At 72.8% G+C, this 25,109-nt stretch carries 20 protein-coding genes and 3 pseudogenes; 11 read left to right on the forward strand and 12 right to left on the reverse strand.

The genetic code is table 11. The annotated features are described in order from the left end of the window. Positions 1-94: 94 nt before the first annotated feature. The 3 genes from DDQ41_RS17985 (at position 95) to DDQ41_RS17995 (ending at position 1,627) form a co-directional block, all read left to right on the forward strand. A complete protein-coding gene (locus tag DDQ41_RS17985; RefSeq protein WP_109295406.1) occupies positions 95-568 on the forward strand; it encodes a BlaI/MecI/CopY family transcriptional regulator in 474 nt (157 codons plus the stop codon). A gap of 9 nt (positions 569-577) precedes the next feature. Then, complete coding sequence (locus DDQ41_RS17990) at positions 578-1,117, forward strand: amino-acid N-acetyltransferase (protein WP_109295407.1); 540 nt, start codon at positions 578-580, stop codon at positions 1,115-1,117. A gap of 171 nt (positions 1,118-1,288) precedes the next feature. After that, entirely contained in the window at positions 1,289-1,627 is a 339-nt protein-coding gene (locus tag DDQ41_RS17995) for a histone-like nucleoid-structuring protein Lsr2 (protein WP_109295408.1), read from the forward strand. On the opposite strand, the gene DDQ41_RS18000 is transcribed toward DDQ41_RS17995, so the two are convergent. Continuing rightward, positions 1,606-2,208 carry an SCO3374 family protein gene (locus tag DDQ41_RS18000; protein WP_109295409.1) on the reverse strand — a complete coding sequence of 201 codons (603 nt, stop codon included), beginning with the start codon at positions 2,206-2,208 and terminating at the stop codon, positions 1,606-1,608. The two genes, DDQ41_RS17995 and DDQ41_RS18000, sit on opposite strands and share 22 nt — an antisense overlap. 429 nt (positions 2,209-2,637) lie before the next feature. Between DDQ41_RS18000 and DDQ41_RS18010 the strand changes: the two genes are divergently transcribed. Continuing rightward, complete coding sequence (locus tag DDQ41_RS18010) at positions 2,638-5,163, forward strand: ATP-dependent Clp protease ATP-binding subunit (RefSeq protein WP_109295410.1); 2,526 nt, start codon at positions 2,638-2,640, stop codon at positions 5,161-5,163. A gap of 282 nt (positions 5,164-5,445) precedes the next feature. Here the strand turns inward: DDQ41_RS18010 and dacB are convergent, their stop codons facing one another. Beyond that, positions 5,446-7,074, reverse strand: a complete 1,629-nt coding sequence (gene dacB, locus DDQ41_RS18015) for a D-alanyl-D-alanine carboxypeptidase/D-alanyl-D-alanine endopeptidase (protein WP_109295411.1) — start codon at positions 7,072-7,074, stop codon at positions 5,446-5,448. A 993-nt stretch (positions 7,075-8,067) separates the two neighbouring features. On the opposite strand from dacB, the gene DDQ41_RS18025 reads away from it, so the two are divergent. Then, positions 8,068-8,670 carry a M23 family metallopeptidase gene (locus DDQ41_RS18025; RefSeq protein ID WP_109295413.1) on the forward strand — a complete coding sequence of 201 codons (603 nt, stop codon included), beginning with the start codon at positions 8,068-8,070 and terminating at the stop codon, positions 8,668-8,670. A 212-nt stretch (positions 8,671-8,882) separates the two neighbouring features. Here the strand turns inward: DDQ41_RS18025 and cseC are convergent, their stop codons facing one another. The 5 genes from cseC to DDQ41_RS18050 all read right to left on the reverse strand — a co-directional run bounded on the left by cseC (position 8,883) and on the right by DDQ41_RS18050 (position 13,624). Then, positions 8,883-10,238: a two-component system sensor histidine kinase CseC gene (gene cseC / locus DDQ41_RS18030; protein WP_109295414.1), complete on the reverse strand. Its 1,356-nt coding sequence runs from the start codon at positions 10,236-10,238 to the stop codon at positions 8,883-8,885. After that, positions 10,235-10,939, reverse strand: coding sequence for a two-component system response regulator CseB (cseB, locus tag DDQ41_RS18035; protein WP_109295415.1), 705 nt, complete (start codon positions 10,937-10,939; stop codon positions 10,235-10,237). The genes cseC and cseB overlap by 4 nt, the downstream gene beginning before the upstream one ends. A gap of 192 nt (positions 10,940-11,131) precedes the next feature. Continuing rightward, positions 11,132-11,740 carry a hypothetical protein gene (locus tag DDQ41_RS18040; RefSeq protein WP_109295416.1) on the reverse strand — a complete coding sequence of 203 codons (609 nt, stop codon included), beginning with the start codon at positions 11,738-11,740 and terminating at the stop codon, positions 11,132-11,134. 92 nt (positions 11,741-11,832) lie between these two features. After that, on the reverse strand, positions 11,833-12,411 hold the full coding sequence (locus DDQ41_RS18045) for a SigE family RNA polymerase sigma factor (protein WP_109295417.1): 579 nt from the start codon (positions 12,409-12,411) through the stop codon (positions 11,833-11,835). 244 nt (positions 12,412-12,655) lie between these two features. Further along, complete coding sequence (locus DDQ41_RS18050) at positions 12,656-13,624, reverse strand: HhH-GPD family protein (protein ID WP_109295418.1); 969 nt, start codon at positions 13,622-13,624, stop codon at positions 12,656-12,658. A gap of 873 nt (positions 13,625-14,497) precedes the next feature. Between DDQ41_RS18050 and DDQ41_RS18055 the strand changes: the two genes are divergently transcribed. After that, on the forward strand, positions 14,498-15,352 hold the full coding sequence (locus DDQ41_RS18055; protein ID WP_109295419.1) for a hypothetical protein: 855 nt from the start codon (positions 14,498-14,500) through the stop codon (positions 15,350-15,352). A 170-nt stretch (positions 15,353-15,522) separates the two neighbouring features. On the opposite strand, the pseudogene DDQ41_RS32550 reads toward DDQ41_RS18055, so the two are convergent. Then, positions 15,523-15,915, reverse strand: a pseudogene (locus DDQ41_RS32550) (IS982 family transposase); the annotation flags it as partial. On the opposite strand from DDQ41_RS32550, the pseudogene DDQ41_RS32555 reads away from it, so the two are divergent. Next, positions 15,897-16,105, forward strand: a pseudogene (locus tag DDQ41_RS32555) (zinc ribbon domain-containing protein); the annotation flags it as partial. The pseudogenes DDQ41_RS32550 and DDQ41_RS32555 overlap by 19 nt on opposite strands. A gap of 31 nt (positions 16,106-16,136) precedes the next feature. Here DDQ41_RS32555 and DDQ41_RS32560 read toward each other — a convergent pair. From DDQ41_RS32560 to radA, 3 genes and pseudogenes are all read right to left on the reverse strand, one after another. Further along, positions 16,137-16,294, reverse strand: a pseudogene (locus DDQ41_RS32560) (alpha/beta fold hydrolase); the annotation flags it as partial. A gap of 324 nt (positions 16,295-16,618) precedes the next feature. Next, entirely contained in the window at positions 16,619-17,752 is a 1,134-nt protein-coding gene (disA, locus tag DDQ41_RS18070) for a DNA integrity scanning diadenylate cyclase DisA (protein WP_109295420.1), read from the reverse strand. 44 nt (positions 17,753-17,796) lie between these two features. Further along, a complete protein-coding gene (gene radA / locus DDQ41_RS18075; RefSeq protein ID WP_109295421.1) occupies positions 17,797-19,206 on the reverse strand; it encodes a DNA repair protein RadA in 1,410 nt (469 codons plus the stop codon). 312 nt (positions 19,207-19,518) lie between these two features. On the opposite strand from radA, the gene DDQ41_RS18080 reads away from it, so the two are divergent. After that, the gene (locus DDQ41_RS18080) at positions 19,519-21,405 is read left to right on the forward strand and encodes a hypothetical protein (RefSeq protein ID WP_109295422.1); all 1,887 of its coding nucleotides are present in this window, start codon (positions 19,519-19,521) and stop codon (positions 21,403-21,405) included. A 262-nt stretch (positions 21,406-21,667) separates the two neighbouring features. Here DDQ41_RS18080 and DDQ41_RS18085 read toward each other — a convergent pair whose 3' ends face one another. Continuing rightward, positions 21,668-22,528, reverse strand: a complete 861-nt coding sequence (locus DDQ41_RS18085; RefSeq protein ID WP_245991439.1) for a hypothetical protein — start codon at positions 22,526-22,528, stop codon at positions 21,668-21,670. 40 nt (positions 22,529-22,568) lie between these two features. Here DDQ41_RS18085 and DDQ41_RS18090 point away from each other — a divergent pair, with 40 nt between their 5' ends. From DDQ41_RS18090 to DDQ41_RS18100, 3 genes are read left to right on the forward strand one after another with little or no spacing between them, the layout of a single operon-like run. Next, a complete protein-coding gene (locus DDQ41_RS18090; RefSeq protein ID WP_172607802.1) occupies positions 22,569-23,501 on the forward strand; it encodes a Ppx/GppA phosphatase family protein in 933 nt (310 codons plus the stop codon). A gap of 23 nt (positions 23,502-23,524) precedes the next feature. Further along, complete coding sequence (locus DDQ41_RS18095) at positions 23,525-24,382, forward strand: sugar phosphate isomerase/epimerase family protein (protein ID WP_109297805.1); 858 nt, start codon at positions 23,525-23,527, stop codon at positions 24,380-24,382. Beyond that, positions 24,379-24,990 (forward strand): TetR/AcrR family transcriptional regulator, encoded by a 612-nt coding sequence (locus tag DDQ41_RS18100; RefSeq protein ID WP_109295423.1) that lies wholly within the window; start codon positions 24,379-24,381, stop codon positions 24,988-24,990. Before DDQ41_RS18095 ends, DDQ41_RS18100 begins: the two co-directional genes overlap by 4 nt. Positions 24,991-25,109 lie beyond the last annotated feature (119 nt).

Raw genomic sequence — 25,109 nt, forward strand, 5'->3', positions numbered from 1 at the left:
GCAGGACGTACGGCTCACCGCGGCCGTACGTCCTTTTTCGTACCCTAAGTACGTCAATGCCGACCATTGCGGCATCTCCGACTATGGTGGCGATGTGCCCCGCCAATTGGGAGAGCTCGAAGACGCCGTCATGACGCGCATCTGGCAATGGAACCGCCCGGTGACGGTGCGCGAAGTGCTGGAGGATCTCCAGCGGGAACGGTCCATCGCGTACACCACGGTCATGACCGTAATGGACAATCTCCATCAGAAGGGCTGGGTGCGCAGGGAAGTCGAAGGCCGCGCCTATCGATATACCGCGGTCTCCACCCGGGCCGCCTACTCCGCCGCACTGATGAACGAAGCCTGGTCGAAGAGCGACAACCCGGCGGCCGCCCTTGTCGCCTTCTTCGGCATGATGTCGCCGGAGCAGCGCCAGGCGCTGCGGGACGCGATCCGCGTCGTTCAGCGCGACCCCGCGGCACAGGCCCCGGAACCGGAGCGGGACGGGCCTTCGCAAGGGGCGGTGGAAGGTACTCCCGAACAGGACGCCGAGGGCGCCGACGGCGCGGACGGGGCGGGGCGATAGCGTCCGCTCATGTCGTCAGCGCAGTCGCTCCCCAATGCCGCAGCAAATGCCGTCACCGTCCGACGGGCCAGGACCGGCGATGTGCCGGCCGTACGCCGGCTCGTGGACCCGTACGTGAGCGAAGGCATCCTGCTCGACAAAGCGACCGTGACGCTTTACGAGGACATCCAGGAGTTCTGGGTCGCGGAACGCGACACGGACGCCCGGGTCGTCGGCTGCGGGGCCCTCCACGTGATGTGGGAAGACCTCGCGGAAGTCCGGACTCTCGCGGTGGACCCCCAGTTCAGGGGAGAGGGTGTGGGGCGTCATGTGCTGGGCAAGCTACTCCACACCGCCCGCTGGCTGGGTGTGCGGCGGGTATTCTGCCTGACCTTCGAAGTGGACTTCTTCACGAAGCACGGGTTCGTGGAGATCGGTGAGACTCCGGTCGACGGAGATGTCTACAGCGAGCTGCTGCGTTCCTATGACGAGGGCGTCGCCGAGTTCCTCGGTCTCGAACGGGTGAAGCCGAACACCTTGGGTAACAGCCGGATGCTTCTGCACCTGTGATCCCGCCGCGGCGGCAGCGCAAGCGTGACTCGGCCGCTGTACCGAACCCTATGTCCGAATCGCGTACGTTTCCCGCGTTCCCCGGGTTCTGAACCTCTGCCGAGGGTTTGTGTTTTCCAGAGAAAAGCGGTTTCCTTTCCGCGTACTGCATTTTCGATGAAAGGAAATCCGGTGGCACAGAAGGTTCAGGTCCTTCTTGTCGATGACCTCGACGGCGGCGAGGCGGACGAGACGGTGACGTTCGCTCTGGACGGCAAGACCTACGAGATCGACCTCACCACCGCCAATGCGGACAGGCTCCGCGGTCTGCTGGAGCCGTACACCAAGGGCGGCCGGCGCACCGGCGGCCGCGCCGCGGCCGGCCGCGGAAAGGGTCGTGCCGCGAGTTCGGCGGGTGGCAAGGACACCGCCGAGATCCGGAAGTGGGCCAAGGAGAACGGCTACAGCGTCAATGACCGCGGCCGCGTTCCGGCCGAGATCCGCGAGGCCTACGAGAAGGCCAACGGCTGAGCCCGGGTATGCGGCCCCGCCGCACCCGTGCGCATGAGGCGGGCCCGGTGGCAGGCGTTCGCCGCCGCGTCCACGAGCCGCACCAGATCGGGGGCGCCCCCGTCGTCCCCGGACCCGGCCCCGGCGCGCCCCGGGGCGCCGAACGCCGGCAGTGACGGTTCCACCTCGCGCCCCGGTTTCGGGGGCCGCAGCCACACGGCGGCCCCCGGCGGCGCCCCGGCCGGGGCGGCGCGCCCCGGGGGCGCCGGGGCGGGCACGGACCCGCCCCGCCCCAGGGCGCTCAGCTCCAGGCGGATCCCGCCCCACTCCAGCCAGTCGAGCAGTGACGGCAGTTCCTCCGCGGTGCCTGCCGCGACCAGCAGCAGCACGCCGTCTCCCGCTCGCGCGACCGGACCGGTGCGCACGCCGAACCGCAGCAGGGCCCTCCCGGCGTCCGCCGGAAGCCCCAGCACGTCGAAGCGCAGCCCGGTGGTCAGCCGTACCGGTGGCCCTTCGGCCGCGGCCCAGCCAAGCTCGTTCCTGTACCACCTCGCGCTGCCGTCATCGAACGGCACACGAGGCACCGGGAGAGTGAAGGCCATGCCCCGGGAACCGCCGGGAGGACCCGTCGGTTACGCAAGGTCCGGCGTGCGTCACCGGGAGTTCTGGTGAGGAGGTGGCAAGGGTGTGTTCGGGGGCGCAAGGGTGTTCGCCCGTAGCTGAGGGAACCGTCGCGCGCCGCATGGAGTGTCGGTCCATACGGGTAAGACATCCCTAGTGGGGACGGGTGAACCGCGGGCTCTGGGGTCTCACGTTCGCCATCGGCGTACTGATGGCACGGGTAACTGCCTGGCCTGCGGGAACATCGTCTCGCACCATCGGGTTGGAGCATTTGTCGGCGTTCGGGGCAGGAGGCCACAGACGGGTGTCGGCAGTTGGAATGAGCGGTCCCCGCTTGCGGGACTAAGCTGCGGAAGGACAGGGAGGGGATCGACCCCTAACTGACTGACCGCTCTGAGGAGCGATTAACGATGTTCGAGAGGTTCACCGACCGCGCGCGGCGGGTTGTCGTCCTGGCTCAGGAAGAAGCCCGGATGCTCAACCACAACTACATCGGCACCGAGCACATCCTCCTGGGCCTTATCCACGAGGGTGAGGGTGTCGCCGCTAAGGCCCTGGAGAGCCTCGGGATTTCGCTCGAGGCGGTCCGCCAGCAGGTGGAGGAGATCATCGGGCAGGGCCAGCAGGCCCCGTCCGGGCACATCCCCTTCACCCCGCGTGCCAAGAAGGTCCTGGAGCTGTCGCTCCGGGAGGCTCTCCAGCTGGGCCACAACTACATCGGCACGGAGCACATCCTGCTCGGCCTGATCCGCGAGGGCGAGGGCGTCGCCGCCCAGGTCCTGGTCAAGCTGGGCGCCGACCTCAACCGGGTGCGGCAGCAGGTCATCCAGCTGCTCTCCGGCTACCAGGGCAAGGAGGCCGCCACCGCGGGCGGCCCGGCCGAGGGCACGCCCTCGACCTCCCTGGTCCTCGACCAGTTCGGCCGCAACCTCACCCAGGCGGCCCGCGAGTCCAAGCTCGACCCGGTCATCGGGCGCGAGAAGGAGATCGAGCGGGTCATGCAGGTGCTGTCCCGCCGCACCAAGAACAACCCGGTCCTCATCGGCGAGCCCGGCGTCGGCAAGACGGCCGTCGTCGAGGGACTGGCGCAGGCCATCGTCAAGGGCGAGGTGCCCGAGACCCTCAAGGACAAGCACCTCTACACCCTCGACCTCGGCGCACTGGTCGCCGGCTCCCGCTACCGCGGTGACTTCGAGGAGCGCCTGAAGAAGGTCCTCAAGGAGATCCGCACCCGCGGCGACATCATCCTGTTCATCGACGAGCTCCACACCCTGGTGGGCGCGGGAGCCGCCGAGGGCGCGATCGACGCCGCCTCCATCCTCAAGCCGATGCTGGCCCGGGGCGAGCTGCAGACCATCGGTGCGACGACGCTCGACGAGTACCGCAAGCACCTGGAGAAGGACGCGGCCCTGGAGCGCCGCTTCCAGCCGATCCAGGTCGCGGAGCCGTCCCTGCCGCACACGATCGAGATCCTGAAGGGCCTGCGCGACCGCTACGAGGCGCACCACCGGGTCTCCATCACCGACGAGGCACTGGTCCAGGCCGCGACCCTGGCCGACCGGTACATCTCGGACCGCTTCCTGCCGGACAAGGCGATCGACCTGATCGACGAGGCGGGCTCCCGGATGCGCATCCGCCGGATGACCGCTCCGCCGGACCTGCGCGAGTTCGACGAGAAGATCGCCGGCGTCCGCCGGGACAAGGAGTCCGCGATCGACTCCCAGGACTTCGAGAAGGCGGCTTCGCTCCGCGACAAGGAGAAGCAGCTGCTGGCGGCGAAGGCCAAGCGGGAGAAGGAGTGGAAGGCCGGCGACATGGACGTCGTCGCCGAGGTCGACGGCGAGCTGATCGCCGAGGTCCTGGCCACGGCCACCGGCATCCCGGTCTTCAAGCTGACGGAGGAGGAGTCCTCCCGTCTGCTCCGCATGGAGGACGAGCTCCACAAGCGCGTCATCGGCCAGAAGGACGCCATCAAGGCGCTGTCCCAGGCGATCCGGCGCACCCGCGCCGGTCTGAAGGACCCGAAGCGCCCCGGTGGTTCGTTCATCTTCGCCGGCCCGTCCGGTGTCGGTAAGACCGAACTGTCCAAGACGCTCGCCGAGTTCCTCTTCGGCGACGAGGACGCGCTGATCTCCCTCGACATGTCGGAGTTCAGCGAGAAGCACACGGTCTCCCGGCTGTTCGGCTCCCCGCCCGGATACGTGGGTTACGAGGAGGGCGGCCAGCTCACCGAGAAGGTGCGCCGCAAGCCGTTCTCCGTCGTCCTCTTCGACGAGGTCGAGAAGGCCCACCCGGACATCTTCAACTCCCTTCTCCAGATCCTGGAGGACGGTCGTCTGACCGACTCCCAGGGCCGGGTCGTCGACTTCAAGAACACGGTCATCATCATGACGACCAACCTCGGCACCCGGGACATCTCCAAGGGCTTCAACCTGGGCTTCGCCGCCCAGGGCGATGTGAAGACCGGCTACGAGCGGATGAAGGCCAAGGTCAACGACGAGCTGAAGCAGCACTTCCGCCCGGAGTTCCTCAACCGCGTCGACGACACGGTCGTCTTCCACCAGCTCTCCCAGGACGACATCATCCAGATCGTCGACCTGATGATCGCCAAGGTGGACGAGCGGCTCAAGGACCGCGACATGGGCATCGAGCTCAGCCAGGAGGCCAAGCTCCTGCTGGCGAAGAAGGGCTACGACCCGGTCCTCGGCGCGCGTCCGCTGCGCCGGACGATCCAGCGCGAGATCGAGGACCTGCTCTCCGAGAAGATCCTCTTCGGCGAGCTGCGCCCCGGCCACATCGTGGTGGTCGGCACCGAGGGCGAGGGCGAGGAGAAGAAGTTCACCTTCCGCGGTGAGGAGAAGTCGGCCCTGCCGGACGTCCCGCCGATCGAGCAGGCGGCCGGCGGAAGCGGGCCGAACCTCTCGAAGGACGCCTGAGCGCTCTGAGCGCGAGTCGAAGGGGCTGCCCCGGACCCGAGGGTCCGGGGCAGCCCCTTCCGGCGATCGGAAGCCGTCGCCAGCCGGGACCCGCGGGGGCGTTCGCATGTTCGCGCGTTCGCACGAGGCCGACGGCACCGCTCCCCGTGGCCCGCACCGGCCGTTCAGGACGCGGTCCGGTCCGTCTGGTCCGTCCGGTCCGTCCGGTGGCCCGGTCCGTCCGGTCCGGACCACCGGACGCCAGGCGCGGCCGTCGCGTCGCGTCGCGTCGTGCCGGGCGGATCAGCAGACGTCCGGCTTCCGCCAGGTGCATTCGAGATCCACGGGTGCCGGCCGGTGCCCGTTGCGCGGACCCGGCGAGAGCGACGCGGCGATGGTGCCACCGGCCGTGTCGGACCTGGCCAGGGTCACCACGATCGCGTCCTCGATGCTCTTCACGGAGGACGCGAGGTGGTTGTTGAGCACGATGCTGAAGACGAGTTCGCGGCCGGCGGCGTCCGCCACGTACCCGGAGAGCGCCGAGGCGCCGGTCAGCGTACCGGTCTTGGCGCGGGCGTTGAGAGCCGCCGGGGTGCCGCACATCCGGGTGCGGAGCGTGCCGCCGACGGCGCGGTCGGGGTCGCAGGCGACGGGCAGGGAGGCGTGCCAGTCCGCGTACCAGGGCGCGTCGCGGACGGCGAGCAGCAGGCGGGCGAGCTGGTCCCCGGGGAAGAGGTTCATCCGGGACAGGCCGGAGCCGTCGGCCTGGCGCAGCTTCGCCGTATCGACGCCCTCCTTCCTCAGGTAGTCGTCGACGGCGGTGAGCCCCGCGCTCCAGGTGCCGCGTCCGGACGTCTCGTAACCGATGGTCTTGGTCAGCGCCTCGGCGTGCATGTTGTTGGACAGCTTCATGAACGGCAGCATCAGCTCCCTCAGCGGCATGGAGCTGTGGGTCGCGAGGACCCTCGCGCCGGGCGGGGCCGGCCTGCCCAGGCGGGGGGTTCCGGTGACGCGTACTCCCTGTTCGGCCAGGGCGTCGGCGAAGACGGCCGCCGCGTAGCCGGTGGGTTCCCAGACGGTGACCCACTCCTTCGTGGTGGGGCCGCCGACCGGGACGTCCCCGGTGACCACGATGGTGTTGGTGCCGTGTTCGCGCTCGACGGCCAGGGTGTCGGTCCCCCCGGCGGGCACGGTGCCGCCCTGCACGTCGACCCGTACGTAGTCGTTCGGCGGAGTCAGTTTCACCTTCGGCCTGTCACCGGGGGCGGCCCCCGGGGACGCCTCCACGACGACGGTGCCGGAGTCGTAGTCGGTGTCGGGAGCCACGGTCAGCGGAGAGATCTGGGCGGAGTAGTAGGAGGACTCGTCGTCGGCGGCCCAGGACCGGCCCAGGCGCCTGGTGTCGAAGCGGGTGTCGTCGGCGACGAGGCGTCCCGTGATCCTGCGGATGCCCGACTCCCGCAACCGGGTGGCGAGGCGCCCGTAGTCGGAGGCCAGCGTGGTGGGGTCGCCCCCGCCGCGGAGGTACAGGTCCCCGTGCAGGACCGGCCCGTGTCGGCGGCCCGTGGCCAGCACTTCGGTACGGAACCGGTAGCCCGGCCCGAGCAGCGCCATCGCGGCGGCGGACGTGGCGAGTTTCGTGTTGGACGCGGGCATCAGCCGGTCGCCGGCGTCGCGTTCGTAGAGCCGCTCTCCGGTCGCGGCGTCCGCGACGACGACGCTCGCGGCACCGCCGTCCATCCGGGAGTCGGCGAGGATCGTGTCGATCGCCCCCTTGAGTCCGGTGCCGGAGGGCCCGGCCCCGGCGGGCGCGCTGCCGCCGCTCCAGGTGAGCGCGGCGACGAGGCCGAGGGTGAGCGGCCAGGTCCGGGCGGCCAGGCCGCTGCGGCGGAAGCGGTCGCGGCGAAGGTGCCCGCGCCGGTCGGGGCTCATCACGGGTCTGCTCATGCCATAGGAGGATGGCGGAACGGTCCGGGGGCGGGAAGGAGGCGTGCGCGACACCCGTGCCGTCGAGGGGTTCCGGCGTCCGGTGGGACATGGCGGGGAGGGCCGTGCTTCCCCTGGAACGGGTGGAGCCGCCGGCGACGAGGATCCGGCCGCGGCGGCGGCGGGCGTGGCCGGCGGCAGGTGAGCGGGCCCGCCCTGCCGCGGGTGCGCGGGCACGCCGCCGCCGCGGTTCCCCGGAGCGCCCGGCCGGGGGCGGTGGGGTCGTCCCGACCGGCCGGGGGCGGTGGGCGGCCGGGCGCGGATTCGGGCGGCGTCGAGGCGGCCTGGGCGGTGGCGCCGAGCGGCGGCGCCCAACAGCGGCGCGCCCGGCACTCCGGGCGCGGTGCCGCCCGTCCGCCGTTCGGTGCCGCCGCTCGTCCGCCGCCCGCACGCCGGAGATTCGCCGGACGTCCGCCGTCTGCGGTCTGCGGTCTGCGGTCCGCCGTCCGCCGTCCGCCGTCCGCCGGACGTCTGCCGTTCGTCGGTCAGGTCCGCGGTTCGTCCGCCTGAGTGCCGCGGATATCGGGACTTTGGTCCCGAAACGGAAGGCCTTTGGTCCCACCGGCCGTGACAAGGCGCACAGGCGATTGCGGGCCTCCTAGGCGGCTTAGTGAAGGTGCCGGGCCCCGTTGCGCATCGCTGGGGCCGTCGAGGGCACGTTTCGCGGACATGAGAGGCCGGTGCGGCGCCGGTCTGACCCGGACAACACATCCGCACAGCCTCTACGTGCCGATAAACCATGCCTCGTCGGCAGATTTCGGACAGTGCGGGGGTGAAGGGGCCGACGGTGTCAAGGGTCCCGCTCACAGGGGCCGCTCTACGATGAGATGTCGTAGATGCGGTGTTTGAGATGGCTTGGGGGTGCGGGTTACCAAGGTGCTGCCCCGGTGCTCAGGCGTCGGGTCGCTTCATGTCCCACAGCCCGGAGGTTCTCCCCGCATGTCGAAGCGCACCGCCCTCACCCGTTTCCGCCCGTCCGTGCTCCGTACCCGCGGCGCCGTCATGGCCGCCGGACTCGGCGCCGCGATGGTCGTCGGAGCCGGTGCCGGTGTCGCGTCCGCCGACACGGTGCAGAGCGCCCCGGCGGCCGCCGAGGCCAAGCCCGCCGCGAAAGCCAAGGTCGGCGCCTGGGTCAAGCCGGTCTCCGGCTACACCCTGACCGCCGGCTTCAACCAGGGCGGCGCCATGTGGTCCCACAAGCACTCCGGCCAGGACTTCGCCGTCCCGGTCGGCACGCCGGTCAAGGCCGTCAGCAGCGGTGTGGTCGTCAAGGCCGGCCCGAACGGCGGTGGCGACGGCTCCGCCTACGGCAACGCCGTCGTGATCAAGCACGCCAACGGTAAGTACTCGCAGTACGCGCACCTCTCGAAGATCAGTGTGAACGTCGGCCAGACCGTGAACACCGGCAAGGTCATCGCCCTGTCCGGCAACACCGGGAACTCGTCCGGCCCGCACCTGCACTTCGAGATCCGTACGACCCCGAACTACGGCTCGGCGCTGAACCCCGCGAACTTCCTGCGCGCGCAGGGCGTCACCATCTGACGCTCCCCGCAACGGGCGGCACGGCTCACTCCCGCGGGCCGTGACGCGGCCCGGACTGCGGATCGGCGACCTCCGGGACGGCTTCGCGCCTCTCCCCGAGGTCGCCTCCGGCGTTCCTGGGTGTTCCGGGGCGCTCCGGGATGTTCCGGGGCGTTCTGCGGCGTTTCCCGGGGTTCCGCGGCCCGCCCCGGAACGCCACCCGGTGGTAACGATCAGTCCGGGAACACCGGCCTGGGGAAGCCGCCCGTGTCCGTCGGCGCGTGTTCCGGCAGCCAGAGGACCGCGATCGCGCCCCCGCAGGAGACGGGCGAGGAGACGGGCGAGGCGACCGGCGAGGCGACCGGCGGGGCATGCGCCTCGGGAGTCACGTTGCGGAAGGTCAGCCGTGCCCCGAGGACGCGGGCCTGCCCGGCGGCGATGGTGAGGCCCAGCCCGTGGCCCGTCCCCGCCCGGTCGCGCGCGCCGGTGCGGAACCGGCTGGGACCCTCGCGCAGCAGCGCCTCGGGGAAGCCGGGACCGTGGTCGCGGACCCGTACCACCCGGCCCTCCACCGCGACCTCCACCGGTGGTCCGCCGTGCCTGGCGGCGTTGGTCAGCAGATTCAGCAGAATCCGCTCCAGCCGCCTCGGGTCCGTACTGACCCATGACCCGTGTACGACGCTGATGCCGACCGCGGGGTCCAGCGCGGCGACCCGGCGGCTGACGAACTCGCCCAGCGAGATCTCCTGGAGTTCGGCCCGCTCGGACGCGCCGTCCAGCCGCGCCACCTCCAGGACCTCCTCGACCAGGGTGCGCATCGCCTGGGCCCGGTCCCGCACCAGTTCGGTGGGGCGGCCGGGCGGCAGCAGTTCCGCGGCGGTCAGGAGCCCGGTCACCGGTGTGCGCAGCTCGTGCGCGATGTCCGCGGTGACCCGGCGTTCGGCCTCGATCCGCTCGTTGAGGGCGTCGGTCAGCGCGTCGACCGCCCTCGCCAGCTCGTCGGTCTCGTCCCGTACGACGCCGCCGACGGCCTCCCGGACCCGCACGTCGGTGTTGCCCTGGGCCACCCTGCCCGCCGCGGCGGCGGCCTTGCGCAGCCTGCGCGAGAGCTGGCCGCCGATGAGCACGCCCAGCGCGCATCCGCCGACGACGACCGACGCCGAACCGATCACCAGGGCACGGTCGAGGTCCTTCATGATGCCGGCGCTTCGGTCGGGTACCCGGCTGTGCAGCGACAGCACGTCGCCGTTGCCGAGTGGTACGGCCGCCCAGACGTCGGGTGCCGGGCCCTCCCCCCGCACATAGGTGGCCTGCCGCCCGTCGGCGAGCAGGCTCCGCAGCGGTCGCGGCAGTTCCGGGTCGTTGAGCACGGAGCCGAGCTTCGGCTCGGTCCTCGGCTTGGTGGTCTCGTAGATGCGCTGGGCCAGGAGCAGCCGGCTCATCTGCAGATCGCGCGAGTTCTCGAGCATCGACACCCGGGCGGCGTTGTGCACGACCAGGCTCAGCGTGAACGCGATCAGGGCACCCACCGCTGCGATCGCGATGCTGATCTTCCAGCGGACGCCGGTGCGCAGCGCGGGTCTCCTCATGCCTTGAGCTTGTAGCCGAAGCCGCGGACCGTCTCGATCCGGTCCTGTCCGATCTTCGTACGGAGCCGCTGCACATGGACGTCGACGACACGGGTGTCGCCGCCCCAGCCGTAGTCCCAGACGCGCTCCAGCAGCTTGTCGCGCGAGAGCACGGTGCCGGGAACGGACGAGAACTCCAGCAGCAGCCGCATCTCCGTGGGCGTGAGTGCCACCGGCCGGCCGGCCCGGCGCACCTCCATGCCCTCCGTGTCCACCTCCAGGTCACCGAAGGCCAGCACGCCGCGCTCGCCCGGCCGCCCCGGCTCGCCGAAGTCGCCCGCGATCCCTCCCGCGTGGCCGAAGCGGCGCAGCACCGCCCGGATCCGGGCCACGAGTACGGCCCCGTCGAACGGCTTGGTGACGTAGTCGTCGGCGCCGGCCTCCAGCCCGAGCACCACGTCGATCGAGTCCGCCCGGGCCGAGAGCATGATCACGGGAACGGTCGACTCGTCCCGGATCCTGCGGCACAGGCTGACGCCGTCGAGGCCGGGCAGCATCACGTCGAGCAGCGCGATGTCGGGCCGGTCCGCGCGGAACGCCTCGAGACCGGCCAGCCCGTCCGGCATGGCCGTCACCGTGAATCCGGCACGCTCCAGCGCCAGCTGGGTGGCCTCGCGGATGACGTCGTCGTCCTCGACGAACAGCACATGTGTCTCGGCCATCCCTCAGCTCTCCCGGCTCTTGTCGTTCGGTCGCCGTCCGCGGCTCGCGGCCGGCTCCGGGCGGGTCACCGTTCCGGGCCCGGGGGCGGCTCCGGCCGGTTCGCGGGTACCCGGCCCGGTAGGGGTACCCGGCCGGGCCGGCGCCCGGCTGCCGCCGGTGGGCGGCGGCCCCCCGGTACGCCGCGAACGCCGTCAGTCCTCGCTCGGCGCCGACGTCGCCGGCGGTCCGTCCTCACCGCCGGCCACCCGGCCGTACTCGTTCTGCACCCGGTCGTGCTCCGTGAACGCGCTCCCGGACCAGCGGTACGTGGTCACGATCTCGCCCGACGGGTATGTGACCGGGTCGTCCTTGGCGTACACCTGCTGGGTGACGACGAGGTCCCCGCGGTCGATCGTCGCGTAGACGGCGGGCTCCTCCTTCGCGAAGACATTCTCGTACGTCCCGTTCGTCGCCCGGTACACATACGTACCGATCCCCACGGCATCCCCGCACGTCATCAGGTTCACCACCACGTCCGGCGCCGTGGCGTTGCCCGTGACGGTCCCGTACGAGGTGTCGATCGCGTACGCTTCGGCCGCGCAGGGCCGCAGGTCCGCCTTGGCCCGCTCGCTGACCTCGGGGTCGTTCTTCAGCAACGCGACGGCGTCCACCCTGCTCACCGCGGAGGCAGTGGCGGACGGTGCCCCCGTCGACGGCGACCGGGCCACCGGGTCCGAGGGCGCGGGACCCTCGTCACGAGGGCCCAGGCCACCGGTGGAGCAGCCCACCGCGAGCAGCCCGAGGGCGGCGAGGCCGGCCATCGCCGTGCTGCTCGCTGCCCAGGGCCGCAGGAGACCTCCGAGGGGAGGACCGCCCCGCGGAGCGGTCCCGCCCCCGGGGCCGCCGCCTCTGATCAGGCCGCGCAACGCTCCTGCCCCCGTTCCTCACGCCGTGCGTGCGAGTGGTTCCCGTGGTCCGGACGCTCCGCCGCCCGGGCGTGCGGCTCACGGCTCTCCAGCTCCTGGCGCAGCCGGGCGAGCGCCCGGTGCAGCGTGCTCTTCACGGTACCCGTCGACATGCCCAGCGCGGCGGCGGTCTCCTCGGTGCTCATCTGCTCCCAGTGCCGCAGTACGACCACACTGCGCTGCTTGGGCGCGAGCACCTTCAGGGCGTCCATGAGCAGGGCCCGGTCCGCGTGCTGCTCGGTGACGTCCTCGATGCTCGCGTCCGGCAGCTGCTCGGTGGGGACCTCCTCGAGCTTGCGGGCGCGCCACCACTCCGTACGTGTGTTGATCATGACGCGGCGCAGATAGGCGTCGGCGAGGGACTTGTCGGCGATGCCGTCCCAGCGGCCGTAGGTCCGCACCAGCGCGGTCTGCAGCAGGTCCTGGGCGTCGACCGGGTCGGGGACGAGCCGCCGTGCGCTGCGCAGCAGCGCCTCCTGCCGGGTACGGACGTACTCCTCGAACCCGAGCACCTCTGCGTGCGCCATGCCGACCGCCTCCGTTCCCCGTGCCGGCCCCGTGACAAGCCGTGTTCTTCCGTGGTCCCGCTTTCCAGGGAGAAGCTACGGAGCGGTTGTCACGAGGCTGTGCGGGGAAGCCGTCGGAGGCCGCACGGCCGTCCATCGGTTGTGTAACAGGTGCGGCCGCCCCCGACCCGAGGGCGACCGCCCGCCCTCGGACCGGGTGCGGCCCCTCGGGTCGGCTGCGGCTCCTCGGACCGGGGGTGAACCGTCAGGTCGGGGCGGCCCCCCGGGTCAGGGGCAACCGGAACAGGTCGTTGTCCAGGGGCTCGACCAAACCGTCCGAGACCAGCCCGTCCAGGGCGCGGGCCCGCTGGACGGGCTCGTCCCAGACCCGGTCGAGCACGGCGCGGGGCACCGGCCTTACGGCCTCCCGGAGTACCGCGAGGAGCTTGCCGCGCACCTGCCGGTCCGTGCCGGCGTAGGTCTGGCCCCGCCGGGGAGGCCCCTCGTGCGCCGGCTTGCCGGCGAGCCGCCAGGCGCACAGCGCGGCGACGGGACAGCGCCCGCAGTCCTCGTTGCGCGCGGTGCAGACGAGGGCGCCCAGCTCCATCGAGGCGGCAGCCCAGCGGGCCGCCCTCGGTTCGTCGTCCGGCAGCAGTGCGCGGGCCAGCCGGCGCTCGGCCGCGGTCGTCGCGTTCGGGGGGTACTGGACGCCGGTGACGGCGCGGGCGAACACCCGGCGGACATTGGTGTCCAGGACCGGATGCCGCTGCCCGTACGCGAACGACGCCACGGCGGCTGCCGTGTACTCGCCGATGCCGGGCAGGGCGAGCAACTGGGCGTGCTCGCTGGGAACGTCACCGCCGTGCCGCTCCGTTATCGCGACCGCGGCTCCGTGCAGCCGCAGCGCCCGGCGCGGGTAGCCCAGGCGGCCCCAGGCGCGCACCGCCTCGCCGGGAGCCTCGGCGGCCAGGTCCGCGGGGCGCGGCCAGCGGGCCAGCCACTGCTCGTACACCGGGAGAACCCGGCTGACGGGAGTCTGCTGAAGCATGAACTCACTGACCATCACGCCCCACGCGCCGGCCTCGGGGCGGCGCCAGGGCAGGTCACGGGCATGCTGGTCGAACCAGGCGAGTACGGGGGCGTGGAGCCCGGCGGCGGCCTCGGCGGCGCCGGGCACACCGTCCGGGTCGGAGGGGGCGTCGGTCAGGGAGGAGGGCATCTCGGTCGCAGTCATGGCACCTCCGATCCTGGCATGTTCAGCGCCGGTAGCGGCGTATGCGCTCCGGACCGCCACTGACGCGGTCCGGGTCGGAGTAACCCCCCGCGTCCGGATCGGTGTATTCGGCCCCGGGGACGTCCCGGCGGGGGCGTCTCCCCGGCGCCCCGCCCGGCGGGAGTCCGGGCCCGGGGCCTGTCCGCTCCCGGCCGCCGGGGCCCGGGCGTCCCTCCCGCCGAGTGGCGCCGTGGCGCCGAGTGGCGCGGCGCGGACGGCCGCGGCCCGCGGCGAGCGGGTGCCACGGTCCGGCCCGGGCGTCCCGGTCGGACAGCACCACGCCTTTCGCCCCGGCCGGGCCCCGGCGGCCGGCCGGCGGTCACGCCGCGCGGGCGGCGTGCTCCGGCGAGGGCGCGGGAGACGGCCGGACGCCGGCGGTGCGAGCGCCCCGCGCCCGGGCGAACCCCGGTGGCACGGGGGACGGTCTGCCCGCCGTCCCGCGCGGTCCCCGTTTCCGGCTCGCCGGCCCGCCGGCGGTCGTCGAGTGGCTGTCGGGGACGGCGGGTCGTCCTGTCGGGAGTACGGCTCGGTGCCGCTGCGGCTCCCTCGACGGTGCGGGCCCGGGGCCGCCGCCCCGGGCGGTGCCGGCGCGTGGCCGCGGCCGGGGCGGCTGCCGGGCGCTGCTCACCCATCCGCGTTCCCGGCCCGGACCGGTGCCCCGCCCGGACCGGTGCCCGGCCCGGACCGGTGCCCGGCCCGGACCGGACCGGTGCCTTGGCCGCGGCCCCCAAGACGGCCGGAATCAGGGGCGCATGATGATGATAGGTACATCGGGGAGCCATGAGCGGCGGGTGGGGCCTGAGTTGCCCACCGATCTCTCGTACAGTTCGGTATGTGGGATCTCTGCGCAATCCGGTCGGGCCCCTTCCCTCCACCATCTACTGGCGGCGGAGGGGGGTCGCACTGCTGCTGCTCGCGCTGCTCGCGCTGCTGATCGCCTGGGCCGTCAGCTCCGGCGACCCCGGTGCCGGAACGAGCGGCGACGGCAAGCCGGGCGGCGCCGGACCCGCGCCCTCGATCACCCCGGGCCCCAGCGGTTCGGGTACCGCGATCAGTGAACAGCCCGGCGGCCGTGACGAGTCGGGCGACGGCGGCGGCAGCGCCGGAACCGGCGGCAGTGCCGGAACCGGCGGCGGCGCCGGGGCAGGCGGCGCCGGGGCAGGCGGCGGTGACGCGGGCGCGGGCGGCGGTGACGGCAAGAACGGCGACCCGGGGGCCGGCGGTGCGGCGAACGGCGGTGGCACCGGCCCGGCCGAGCGGGTCCCGGCGGGCTCCCCCCTCCCCGACTGCGAGCCGGGGGCGGTCGAGTTGACGGTGCGCAGCGTCAGGCCGGCCTACGCTCCGGACGAGCGGCCGCGGTTCGAACTCGCCGTGCACAACACCTCGGCAGTCACCTGCAAGGCCGATCTCGGCCCCGGGAAAGCGGTGCTGACCGTGTCGGCCATCAACGACGGCGAGAACGACAGGGTGTGGTCCTCGAAGGACTGCCCGGCCGGCGGCGGCTCCCTGCTGCTGAAGGTTCCGGCGGGCCGGACCGTGACCCACGCCGTGGACTGGGACCGGCGCGGGAGCGCCCCGCGGTGCGCGACCCCGTCGGCCACCGCCGCCGCTCCGGGTTCGTACCTGCTGGAAGTCGCCTTCCCGGGAGCCTCGGTGGCTCCGGCGTCGTTCCGGCTGGAGACGGACTAGCGCAGGCGGGCTCGAACCGGCGCAGGCGGGCTGGGGCGTGGCGTCGTTGTCCTCTCTGTGAACCGCCCCCGGTTGGGCGGATGCGGTCCGGCTTCGGCGTCGCTCGTGACCCGCGGGACGGTCTCCAGACGAGTCTTTCCGAATACGGTCAGCGGCCGTCGGCGGCCGTCGGCGGTCAGTGAGCGGCTGACCGCCTGGCCGGCCTGGAAGTTGTGCCAGATCGCGGCGGCCAGGGCCGGCATCTGCTGAGCGACACGGACAGCCACACCCTCGACGGTACGTCCGCCGTGTTGTTCCAGGTCGAGCCGGCCGTTGAGGGTGTCGTTGACCGACTCGATCAGATGGCGGACCTTCTTGAGCATCGGCTCGCCGGGCCGCAGGATCTCCTTCTTCCGCGACGTCCGCAGCAGTGTGATGCCCTGTGCGGACAGTGACCGCTCGAAGGTCTTCGAGGCGAAGCCCTTGTCGCTGGTGAGAAGCAGTCCTGGCCGCTCGCGGACCAGTTCGGCGTCGACCTCCGGCATCGCGGCCAGGATCTCGCGCTCTGCGGGACAAGGTGCCGCTGAACGTCCGCACCCGGACGTGCGGCTGCGGGACGACCCACGACCGGGACGTGAACGCGGCGAAGAACATGCGGGCCGTCGGGCCGTCGGGCTGACGGCGTCTGTTTGTGGAGCTGGTGCAGAACCTCAACGGCGCACTCCCGGCGGGCAGTCGGCGATGAAGCAGAGAACCCCACGGCGCGAGCCGTAGGGATCCCCCTCCTTCGGGCGGGGGAGGGAGTCAAGAAGTCGAGCATCTTCCGGTTGGTCGGCTCCGCGTGGTCGATCTGCGGCCGTGGCCGGTCCGGGGGATGATCTCGGCCCGCGCGCCGGGGATCAGCCGGGGCACGCGTTCGACCTGCCGGTCGGGGTGGCCCAGGAGGCTCCAGCCCTGAAGCACGGACGCCGGCACCCGGGGCCCAGGGCACCCGCGAGGACATCCCGCCCTGCCTGCCGTGCCACCCCGAACCCCCGCCACGCCCACGAGGGGCAGGCGCAGGCGCAGGCGCACGGTGCCTGTGAAGTGGCCGCCGCATCCTGTGGGTTGCAAGGCGCCCGGGGTGCCGTGCTCTGCGGCGTTTTGCAGACCGTGGTCTTGCAGGCGGCCACGGCCCTTCAACCCGGCAGTCCCGCGACCCTCCGGACAAGCCCCACACAGCGAAAGGGCCGCCCGGCCCACGGCGGCCGGACAGCCCCTCAACCAGGATTTTCAGCAGTCTTCCAGCTAGACGTAGCGCTCCAGGATGGACGACTCGGCGAGACGCGAAAGCCCCTCGCGGACGCTGCGGGCGCGGGCCTCGCCGACGCCGTCGACCGTCTGGAGGTCGTCGACGCTGGCGGCCAGCAGCTTCTGAAGGCCGCCGAAGTGCTCGACGAGCCGTTCGATGATCGCACCTGGCAGCCGCGGCACCTTGGCGAGGAGCCGGTAACCACGCGGGGACACCGCGGAGTCCAGCGTCTCGGGCGATCCGCTGTAACCCAGAGCGCGTGCCACGATGGGCAGCTCCAGGAGTTCCGCGTGCGTCAGGTCGTTGAGTTCGGCGAGTGCCTCGTCGACCGTGCGGGAGCGCTTGGCGGTCGGCTCCGGGACGTAGTCGCGGACGACGAGTCCGCGCTCCGGCTCCACGCCGGCGATCAACTCGTCGAGCTGGAGCGCGAGGAGCCGGCCGTCGGTGCCCAGCTCCACCACGTACTGCTCGATCTCCGTGGCGATCCGGCGCACCATCTCCAGGCGCTGCGCGACGGCGGTGACATCGCGGACGGTCACCAGGTCCTCGATCTCCAGGGCCGACAGCGTGCCGGCGACCTCGTCCAGCCGGAGCTTGTAGCGCTCCAGCGTGGCCAGCGCCTGGTTCGCCCGGGACAGGATCGCCGCGGACTCCTCCAGGACCCGCCGCTCACCGTCCACGTAGAGCGCGATGAGGCGCATCGACTGGGACACGGAGACGACGGGGAAGCCGCACTGCTTGGACACGCGATCCGCGGTGCGGTGCCTGGTACCGGTCTCCTCGGTGGGGATCGAGGCGTCGGGAACGAGCTGCACACCGGCTCGGTGGATCTTGGTGATGTCCTTGTCGAGGATCAGCGCCCCGTCGAGCTTGCACAGCTCGCGCAGCCGGGTCGCGGTGAACTCGACGTCCAGCACAAAGCCGCCCGTGCACATGGATTCGACCGACTTGTCCATCCCCAGGACGATGAGGCCGCCCGTGCTGCCCCGAAGGATGCGCTCGAGGCCGTCACGCAGGGCGGTGCCCGGGGCGACCGCACTGAGCGAGGCGCGCATCAGCGCGTCCGTGCCGGATCCCCCGGGGCCTCCGCCGGACTTTCCGGGTGCTGAGCCCCGGTCGTTGGCTGCCACTGCACTCCTCCGGCTCGTACGGGCGGGCGAGACCAGGGCAAAGTCTACCGGCGCGGGCCGTCCGCCGGTGGGGCCTCCGCTCTGCGCCCGCGCGGGAGCACTCTCAGCGCGTCGCCCATGTCGGCGACTTCCGTGACCTTCATACCAGGCGGGACCCGGCCCGGATCGGACGGGACCAGCGCGTGGGTGAAGCCCAGGCGGTGCGCCTCGGCCAGCCGCCGCTGGACCCCCGTGACACGTCTCACCTCGCCCGCGAGGCCCACCTCGCCGATCGCCACCAGGTTCTTGGGCAGCGGGGTGTCGCTCGCCGCGGAGGCCAGCGCCAGGGCGACCGCGAGATCCGCCGCCGGCTCGGAGAGCTTCACACCGCCGACGGTCGCACTGTAGATGTCCCTTTTGCCCAGGGCGCTGATCCGCCCTCGCTGTTCCAGCACGGCCAGCATCATCGACACCCGCGAGGTCTCCAGCCCGGAGGTGGTGCGCCGGGGCGAGGGGATCTGCGAGTCGACGGTCAGCGCCTGCACCTCGGCGACCAGCGGGCGGCGGCCCTCGAGGGTCACCGTGAGGCAGGTGCCCGGCACCGGCTCGTCCCGCCGGGTGAGGAACAGCCCGCTGGGATCGGCGAGTCCGGTGATCCCCTCGTCGTGCAGCTCGAAGCAGCCCACCTCGTCCGTCGCCCCGTAGCGGTTCTTGACGCCCCGTACGAGACGCAGCCGGGCGTGCCGGTCGCCCTCGAAGTGCAGCACCACATCCACGAGGTGCTCCAGCAGCCGGGGGCCGGCGATCGCGCCGTCCTTGGTGACGTGCCCCACCAGCAGCGTGGACATGCCCCGCTCCTTCGAGGCGCGGATCAGCGCGCCCGCGACCTCCCGGACCTGGGCCATCCCGCCCGGGGCCCCGTCGATCTCGGGCGAGGCCACCGTCTGGACGGAGTCGAGGACCAGCAAGGACGGCTTGACCGCGTCGAGATGGCCGAGGACCGCGGACAGGTCGGTCTCGGCGGCGAGGTACAGATGGTCGTCGAGCGCGCCGATCCGGTCGGCACGCAACCGGACCTGGCTCGCGGACTCCTCACCCGTCACATAGAGCGTGCGGTGCTCGTCGCTCGCCGCCTTCGCCGCGACGTCCAGCAGCAGCGTCGACTTGCCGACGCCCGGCTCGCCCGCGAGGAGCACCACGGCGCCGGGCACCAGCCCGCCGCCGAGCACCCGGTCCAGCTCGTCGACGCCGGTCGTGCGGGCGGTCGCCTGCCGGCCGTCCACCTGCCCGATGGGCAGCGCTGCGTTGGTGACCCGGCCGACGGCGGTCGTGCGGACCGCGGGCGCCCCGTACTCCTCCACCGTGCCCCAGGCCTGGCACTCGGGGCAGCGGCCGAGCCATTTGGCGGTCGTCCATCCGCATTCGGTGCAGCGGTAGGACGGCCGGTCCTTGGAGGTCTTCGTACGGGCAGCCATGCGGGAAACCGTAGCGCCGGACACCGACAACGCGCCCGGGGGTGCCGAACCGGGTGCCGAACCGGGTGCCGAACCGGGTGCCCGGACCGGCGACCGGTAACCGGGGACCGGTCCCGGGTCGGGCGGCACGCCTGCCCGGTGACGGACGCACATGCGGTGCGCATAGGCCACGTTGATAAGCACAATCACCCGCACGGTGGCAAATGCTGCTGTTCTCTTTCGAGGGATCACTTCACCCGTATGGATTAAATGTGCTCAAGTCGCGCGAAGGGTGTGCCAACCCCTGCCTACGGTCGCCGGGTGACGAGCAGCATGCTGGAGCCCCCCGCGCAAACCACCGGTGCACACCGCGCACCCGGCCGTGCGCCCCGGCCGACGCTCGGGCAGACCCCGCCCGCGCGGTACGAGCCCTATCTGGACGGGCTGTTCACCTACTGCCTGTCCGTGCTCTGCGACCACGGCGCAGCGACGGCCGCGCTCGGGGAGGTCCTCGCCGCCGCCGAGCGGCACCACGGACGCGGCCCCGCCGACGAGGAGCACCGAAAAGCCTGGCTGTACGCGCTCGCCCGGTGGGCCTGCCTGCGCAGGCTGAGAGAGCAGCGCCGCCGGCGCCGGGGTCCCGGGGCGCACTCGGCCCGCACGCGCGGGCACGCGGCGGGGACCGGGGGACGCACCTCGGGGGCCGCCGCACCGGAGGGGCGGGACGAGACCCCGTCGGCTGCGTCGCCCCCGTCGCACCCGCCGGCTGGGTCGTCTGGGTCGTCTGGGTCGGCTCCGTCAACTCCGTCAACTCCGTCGGCTCCGTCGGCTCCGTCGGCTCCGTCGTCTCCGGAGGCCGAGGAGCGGCACCGGGCGGAACTCGCCAGGCTGGCCTGGCCGGAGGCCGCGGGCACCACCCCCGAGCAGCGCGAGGCGCTGGAACTGGCCGTGCGGCACCGGCTCGGTCCCCGCGGCGTCGCCGCCGTGCTGGGGATGGAGTCGGCCGCCGCGCGCGAACTCCTCTCGTCCGCCGCCTGTGAGGTGGAGCGCACCCGCGCGGCCCTCGCCGTCGTCGAGACCGGGAACTGCCCCTCGGTCGCCCGGCTCACCGAGGACCGCCGGGTGCTGCTCTCCGCCGCCCTGCGACGCGAACTCGTCCGCCATGTCGACGACTGTCCGCGCTGTCGCCGCGCCGCCGAGCGGGCGGGTGCCGGGGGACCGTGGCCGGGCTCGACCGCCACCCCCGCCGCCACCCCCGGCACGCTCCCCCTGGCCGTCGCGCCCCGGGAAGAGGCACACGCGGCGATGCTGCACGTACCGCGTGCCCGCGCCACCGCGCCCCGCTTCGGACGCGACGGCTTCCCGCTGGACCCCAAGGACCACGCCGCCCGGCGGAGCCGGTTGCGGTCCCGCGCCGTCACCACGACCGTGGTCGCGGCCGTGGTCGCCGCGCCCGTGCTCGCACTCTGGGCGTCCTACCGGGGTGACTCCCCGGCCGGCGAGGCGCACGACGGCCCCGCGGTCTCCGCGAGCGAGGCCGACGACCCGCAGTCGACGGGGGGTGCGCCGTACGACCGCTACGAGAACGCCGGCAACGCGCACCCGGACGGTCCGGACCCCCGGTTCGCCGTCGGTCTGCCGGGCCCGGAGGCCGGGGGAGTCACCGTCGAGGTGCTCAGCCCCGGCGCCCCGCCCGGCTCCGCCGGTGCGGCGGGCCGCGGTGCCGGCCGGATCTCCGTCGACGCGCGAACGTACGGAGGGTCCGTGCTGCTCACGCTCGCCGCCTCGGGTGACGCCCCGGTCCCCTGGTCACTGTGGACGGACGCGCGGTGGCTCTACGCCGACCTCACCTCGGGCACGCTGTCGCCGGGGGAGTCGGTCATCGTCCGTGTCCATGTGGACCGCACGGCGGAACCGTCTGGTCAGTGGAGCGCCCGTATCGGCATCGACCCCGCCGGAACGGTCCTGCAGATGCGCGGCGAGGGATCGCCGCAGACCGGGCCGCCGTCGCAGCCTCCACCGTCCACGCAGCCACCGTCCACTCAGCCTCCGCCGGCGTCCGGGCCGCCGTCGCCGTGGGAGCCTCCGCCGTCCACGCAGCCGCCGCAGACCGGGCCTCCGCCACCCGGGGCGCCCCCACCGGCGCCGGAGCCCACGCCGCCGTCCGAGCCTCCGCCCTCGGCCGAGCCCCTGAGCGAGGCCCCGGCCGCGCCCGGCTGACGAGGCGTTTCCCCCGGTACCGGGACCGCAAGGCGCCGTGCCTCCGGTGGACCGTCAGGTGGCGGCCGTCTCCCCGCCGCGAGGGCGGCCGCTACCGTGCAGCCGGATCCGGGCGGCCCGCCCCCGCCCCGGTGCCGCTCCACGCGCTTCGCGGATCCAGCGGTGTCCCGCACGGCGGACGCGGCCCCTCCGCCAGGTGCCGGCCGCCCGGATCCGGCCGAGCGGGGTCCGGCCGCGCGGGACGGGGTCCGTACGGCTCCGGTCACCCGGGACCCTGGGCCGCGCGACCCGGCCCAGAGGGATCCGCCGGGTGCGGTGCCAGCAGCGGCAGCTGCGAGGCCGGCCGCGCCTCGCACAGCTCCACGAGCACGTCGTAGGCGGCCTTGCCCATCAGCTCGGTCAGCTCGGGCCGGTAGGTCACGTACACCGGGTCGCCCGCCCCGTGCGCCGAGGTCGCCGACGTGCACCACCAGTGCAGATCATGGCCTCCCGGACCCCAGCCCCTGCGGTCGTACTCGCCGATCGACACCTGGAGGACCCGTGTGTCGTCCGGCCGGTCGATCCACTCGTACGTCCGACGGATCGGCAGCTGCCAGCACACGTCGGGCTTGGTCTCCAGCGGCTCCCGGCCCTCCCTCAGCGCCAGGATGTGCAGGGAGCAGCCCACACCGCCCGCGAACCCCGGCCGGTTCTGGAAGATGCAGGAGCCCTTCCACCGCCGGGTCTGCCGGTCCCCGTCCTCGTTGACCTCGGCCCAGCCCGACGCGCGGCCGACGTCGTGGAACTCCCAGACCTCCGGAGTGAGACGCGCCACATGACCGGCGACCCGCTCCTCGTCCTCCTCGTCGGAGAAGTGCGCACCGAGCGTGCAGCAGCCGTCGTCCGCCCGGCCCGTCTGGATGCCCTGGCAGCCGCTGCCGAAGATGCAGTTCCAGCGGGAGGTCAGCCAGGTCAGGTCGCAGCGGAAGACCTGCTCGCCGTCCGAGGGGTCCGGGAACTCGACCCAGGCCCGCGGAAAGTCCAGGCCCTTCTCGTCCGGTTCGGCGTGCGAGGGGGAGTGAGGGCTGACCTTGGGCTTCTTCGGCCGGTCTTTGTCCTGCTTCGCCTTTTTCGTCTTTGGCACGACTCCAGCGTATGCGGGTCGCCGCAGTAGCGTTCCGCACATGAGACTCGGAGTCCTCGACGTCGGTTCGAACACAGTGCACCTCCTGGTGGTGGACGCCCACCCCGGCGCCCGGCCGCTGCCCGCCCACTCCCACAAGGCGGAACTGCGCCTGGCGGAGCTGCTCGACGACGACGGAGCCATCCACCCCGACGGCGTCGACCGGTTGATCTCCACGCTCGAGAAGGCCCAGCAGGCCGCCGAGGACAAGGGCTGCGAGGACGTGCTGCCCTTCGCGACATCGGCCGTGCGGGAGGCCGCCAACGCCGACGAGGTCCTGTCGCGGGTGAAGGCGGTGACCGGGATCGACCTCCAGGTCCTGAGCGGCGACGAGGAGGCCCGGCTCACCTTCCTGGCCGCCCGCCGCTGGTTCGGCTGGTCGGCGGGCAAGCTGCTGGTCCTCGACATCGGAGGCGGCTCGCTGGAGATCGCCTACGGGATCGACGAGGACCCGGACATCGCCGTCAGTCTGCCGCTCGGCGCCGGACGGCTGACCGCCGGGATGCTGCCCGGCGACCCGCCCGACCCGGAGGACGTGCGCGCACTGCGCCGCCATGTGCGGGCGCAGATCGCCCGCACGGTCGGCGAGTTCACCCGGTTCGGGAGGCCGGACCACGTCGTCGCCACCTCCAAGACGTTCAAGCAGCTCGCCCGGATAGCGGGCGCCGCCCGCTCCACCGAGGGCCTCTACACCTCGCGGGAACTGGGCCGGACGTCGCTGGAGGGATGGGTGCCGAAGCTCGCCGCGATGACGGCGACGCAGCGTGCCACCCTGCCCGGTGTCTCCGAGGGCCGGGCCGGCCAGCTGCTGGCGGGAGCGCTGGTCGCGGAGGGTGCGATGGACCTCTTCGGCGTCGACGGGCTGGAGATCTGCCCCTGGGCGCTCCGCGAGGGGGTGATCCTGCGGAGGCTGGATCACCTCCCCGCCTTCTGATGCGGGCCCGTAATCTGTCCCACGTGGCAGAACCAGTGGTGCGCATCCCGGATGCGAAGGTCGCCCTGTCGACGGCCTCCGTCTATCCGGAGTCGACGGCGACGGCCTTCGAGATCGCCGCGCGCCTCGGCTACGACGGTGTGGAGGTCATGGTCTGGACCGACCCCGTCAGCCAGGACATCGAGGCGCTGCGCCGGCTCTCCGGCTACCACGGGATACCGGTGCTGGCCGTGCACGCACCGTGTCTGCTCGTCACCCAGCGTGTGTGGTCGACCGACCCCTGGGTGAAGCTCCAGCGCGCCCGGGCCGCCGCCGAGAAGCTGGGTGCCTCGACCGTCGTCGTCCACCCGCCGTTCCGGTGGCAGCGGCAGTACGCCCGGGACTTCGTCTCCGGAATCTGGCGGATGGCGCACGAGACGGACGTCCGCTTCGCCGTCGAGAACATGTACCCCTGGCGGTACCGGGACCGGGAGATGCTCGCCTACGCCCCCGACTGGGACGTCACCAAAGAGGACTACCGGCACTTCACGATCGACCTGTCGCACACGGCCACGTCCCGCGCGGACACGCTCGCCATGGTCGACCGCATGGGCGACCGGCTCGGCCATGTGCACCTCGCGGACGGGAAGGGCTCGGCGAAGGACGAGCACCTGGTGCCGGGGCGCGGCGACCAGCCGTGCGCCGAGCTGCTGGAGCATCTGGCCCGCAGCGGCTTCGACGGCCATGTGGTGATCGAGGTCAACACCCGGCGGGCGATGTCGGCCGCGGAGCGCGAGGCCGACCTGGCCGAGGCGCTGGCCTTCACCCGGCTGCATCTGGCCTCGGCGAGCGCACCGTCCGGGGGCGGCCCCCCGGGCGCGGCGGGCCCGGGCGGATCATGACGGACCGAGCGCCCAGGCGGCGCGGCAGGCCGGCCCGCACCGCGGCCGAGACGGGGCCCGCCGCGCGGGAGCGGATCCTTCAGACGGCCCGCGCGGAGTTCGCCCAGCGCGGGTACGACAAGACCTCCGTCCGGGGCATCGCCAAGGCCGCCGGGGTCGACCCCGCTCTCGTCCACCACTACTTCGGCACCAAGGACGAGGTCTTCGCGGCCGCCATCGAGGTCTCCTTCGAGCCCGCGCTGGTGGTGCCCGCCATCCTCGGCGAGGGCAGGGACGGCGTGGGCGAGCGGCTGGCCCGCTACTTCATCGGGGTGTGGGAGAACCCGGCGACGCGCGCCCCGCTGCTCGCGATCCTCCGGTCCGCCCTGACGCACGAGGCGGCCGCGAAGGTGCTGCGCGGCTTCGTCCTGCGGCGGTTGCTCGAACGGATCGCGGCCGACCTGGACGTCCCGGACCCGAAGCTCCGGGCCGAGCTGGCCGCCTCGCACATGATCGGCATTGCCGTGCTGCGGTATGTGGTCCAGGTGGAGCCGCTGGCCACGGTGGACCCGGAGGAGATCATCAGGATGGTCGCGCCGACGCTCCAGAGGTATCTGACCTCGGCCTGAGCGGGGCGGACCGCACGGGCTTCCCGGGCCCGGGGGCACCGGCCCGGTCTCGGCGGTCGAGGTCCGTGGCCGGCGGGCGGCGGCCCATCCGGGGCTCAGGCCCGGGCCGGTTCCGGCCC

Origin of the sequence: Streptomyces spongiicola, assembly GCF_003122365.1 — a bacterium.
Classification (GTDB): Bacteria; Actinomycetota; Actinomycetes; order Streptomycetales; family Streptomycetaceae; genus Streptomyces; species Streptomyces spongiicola.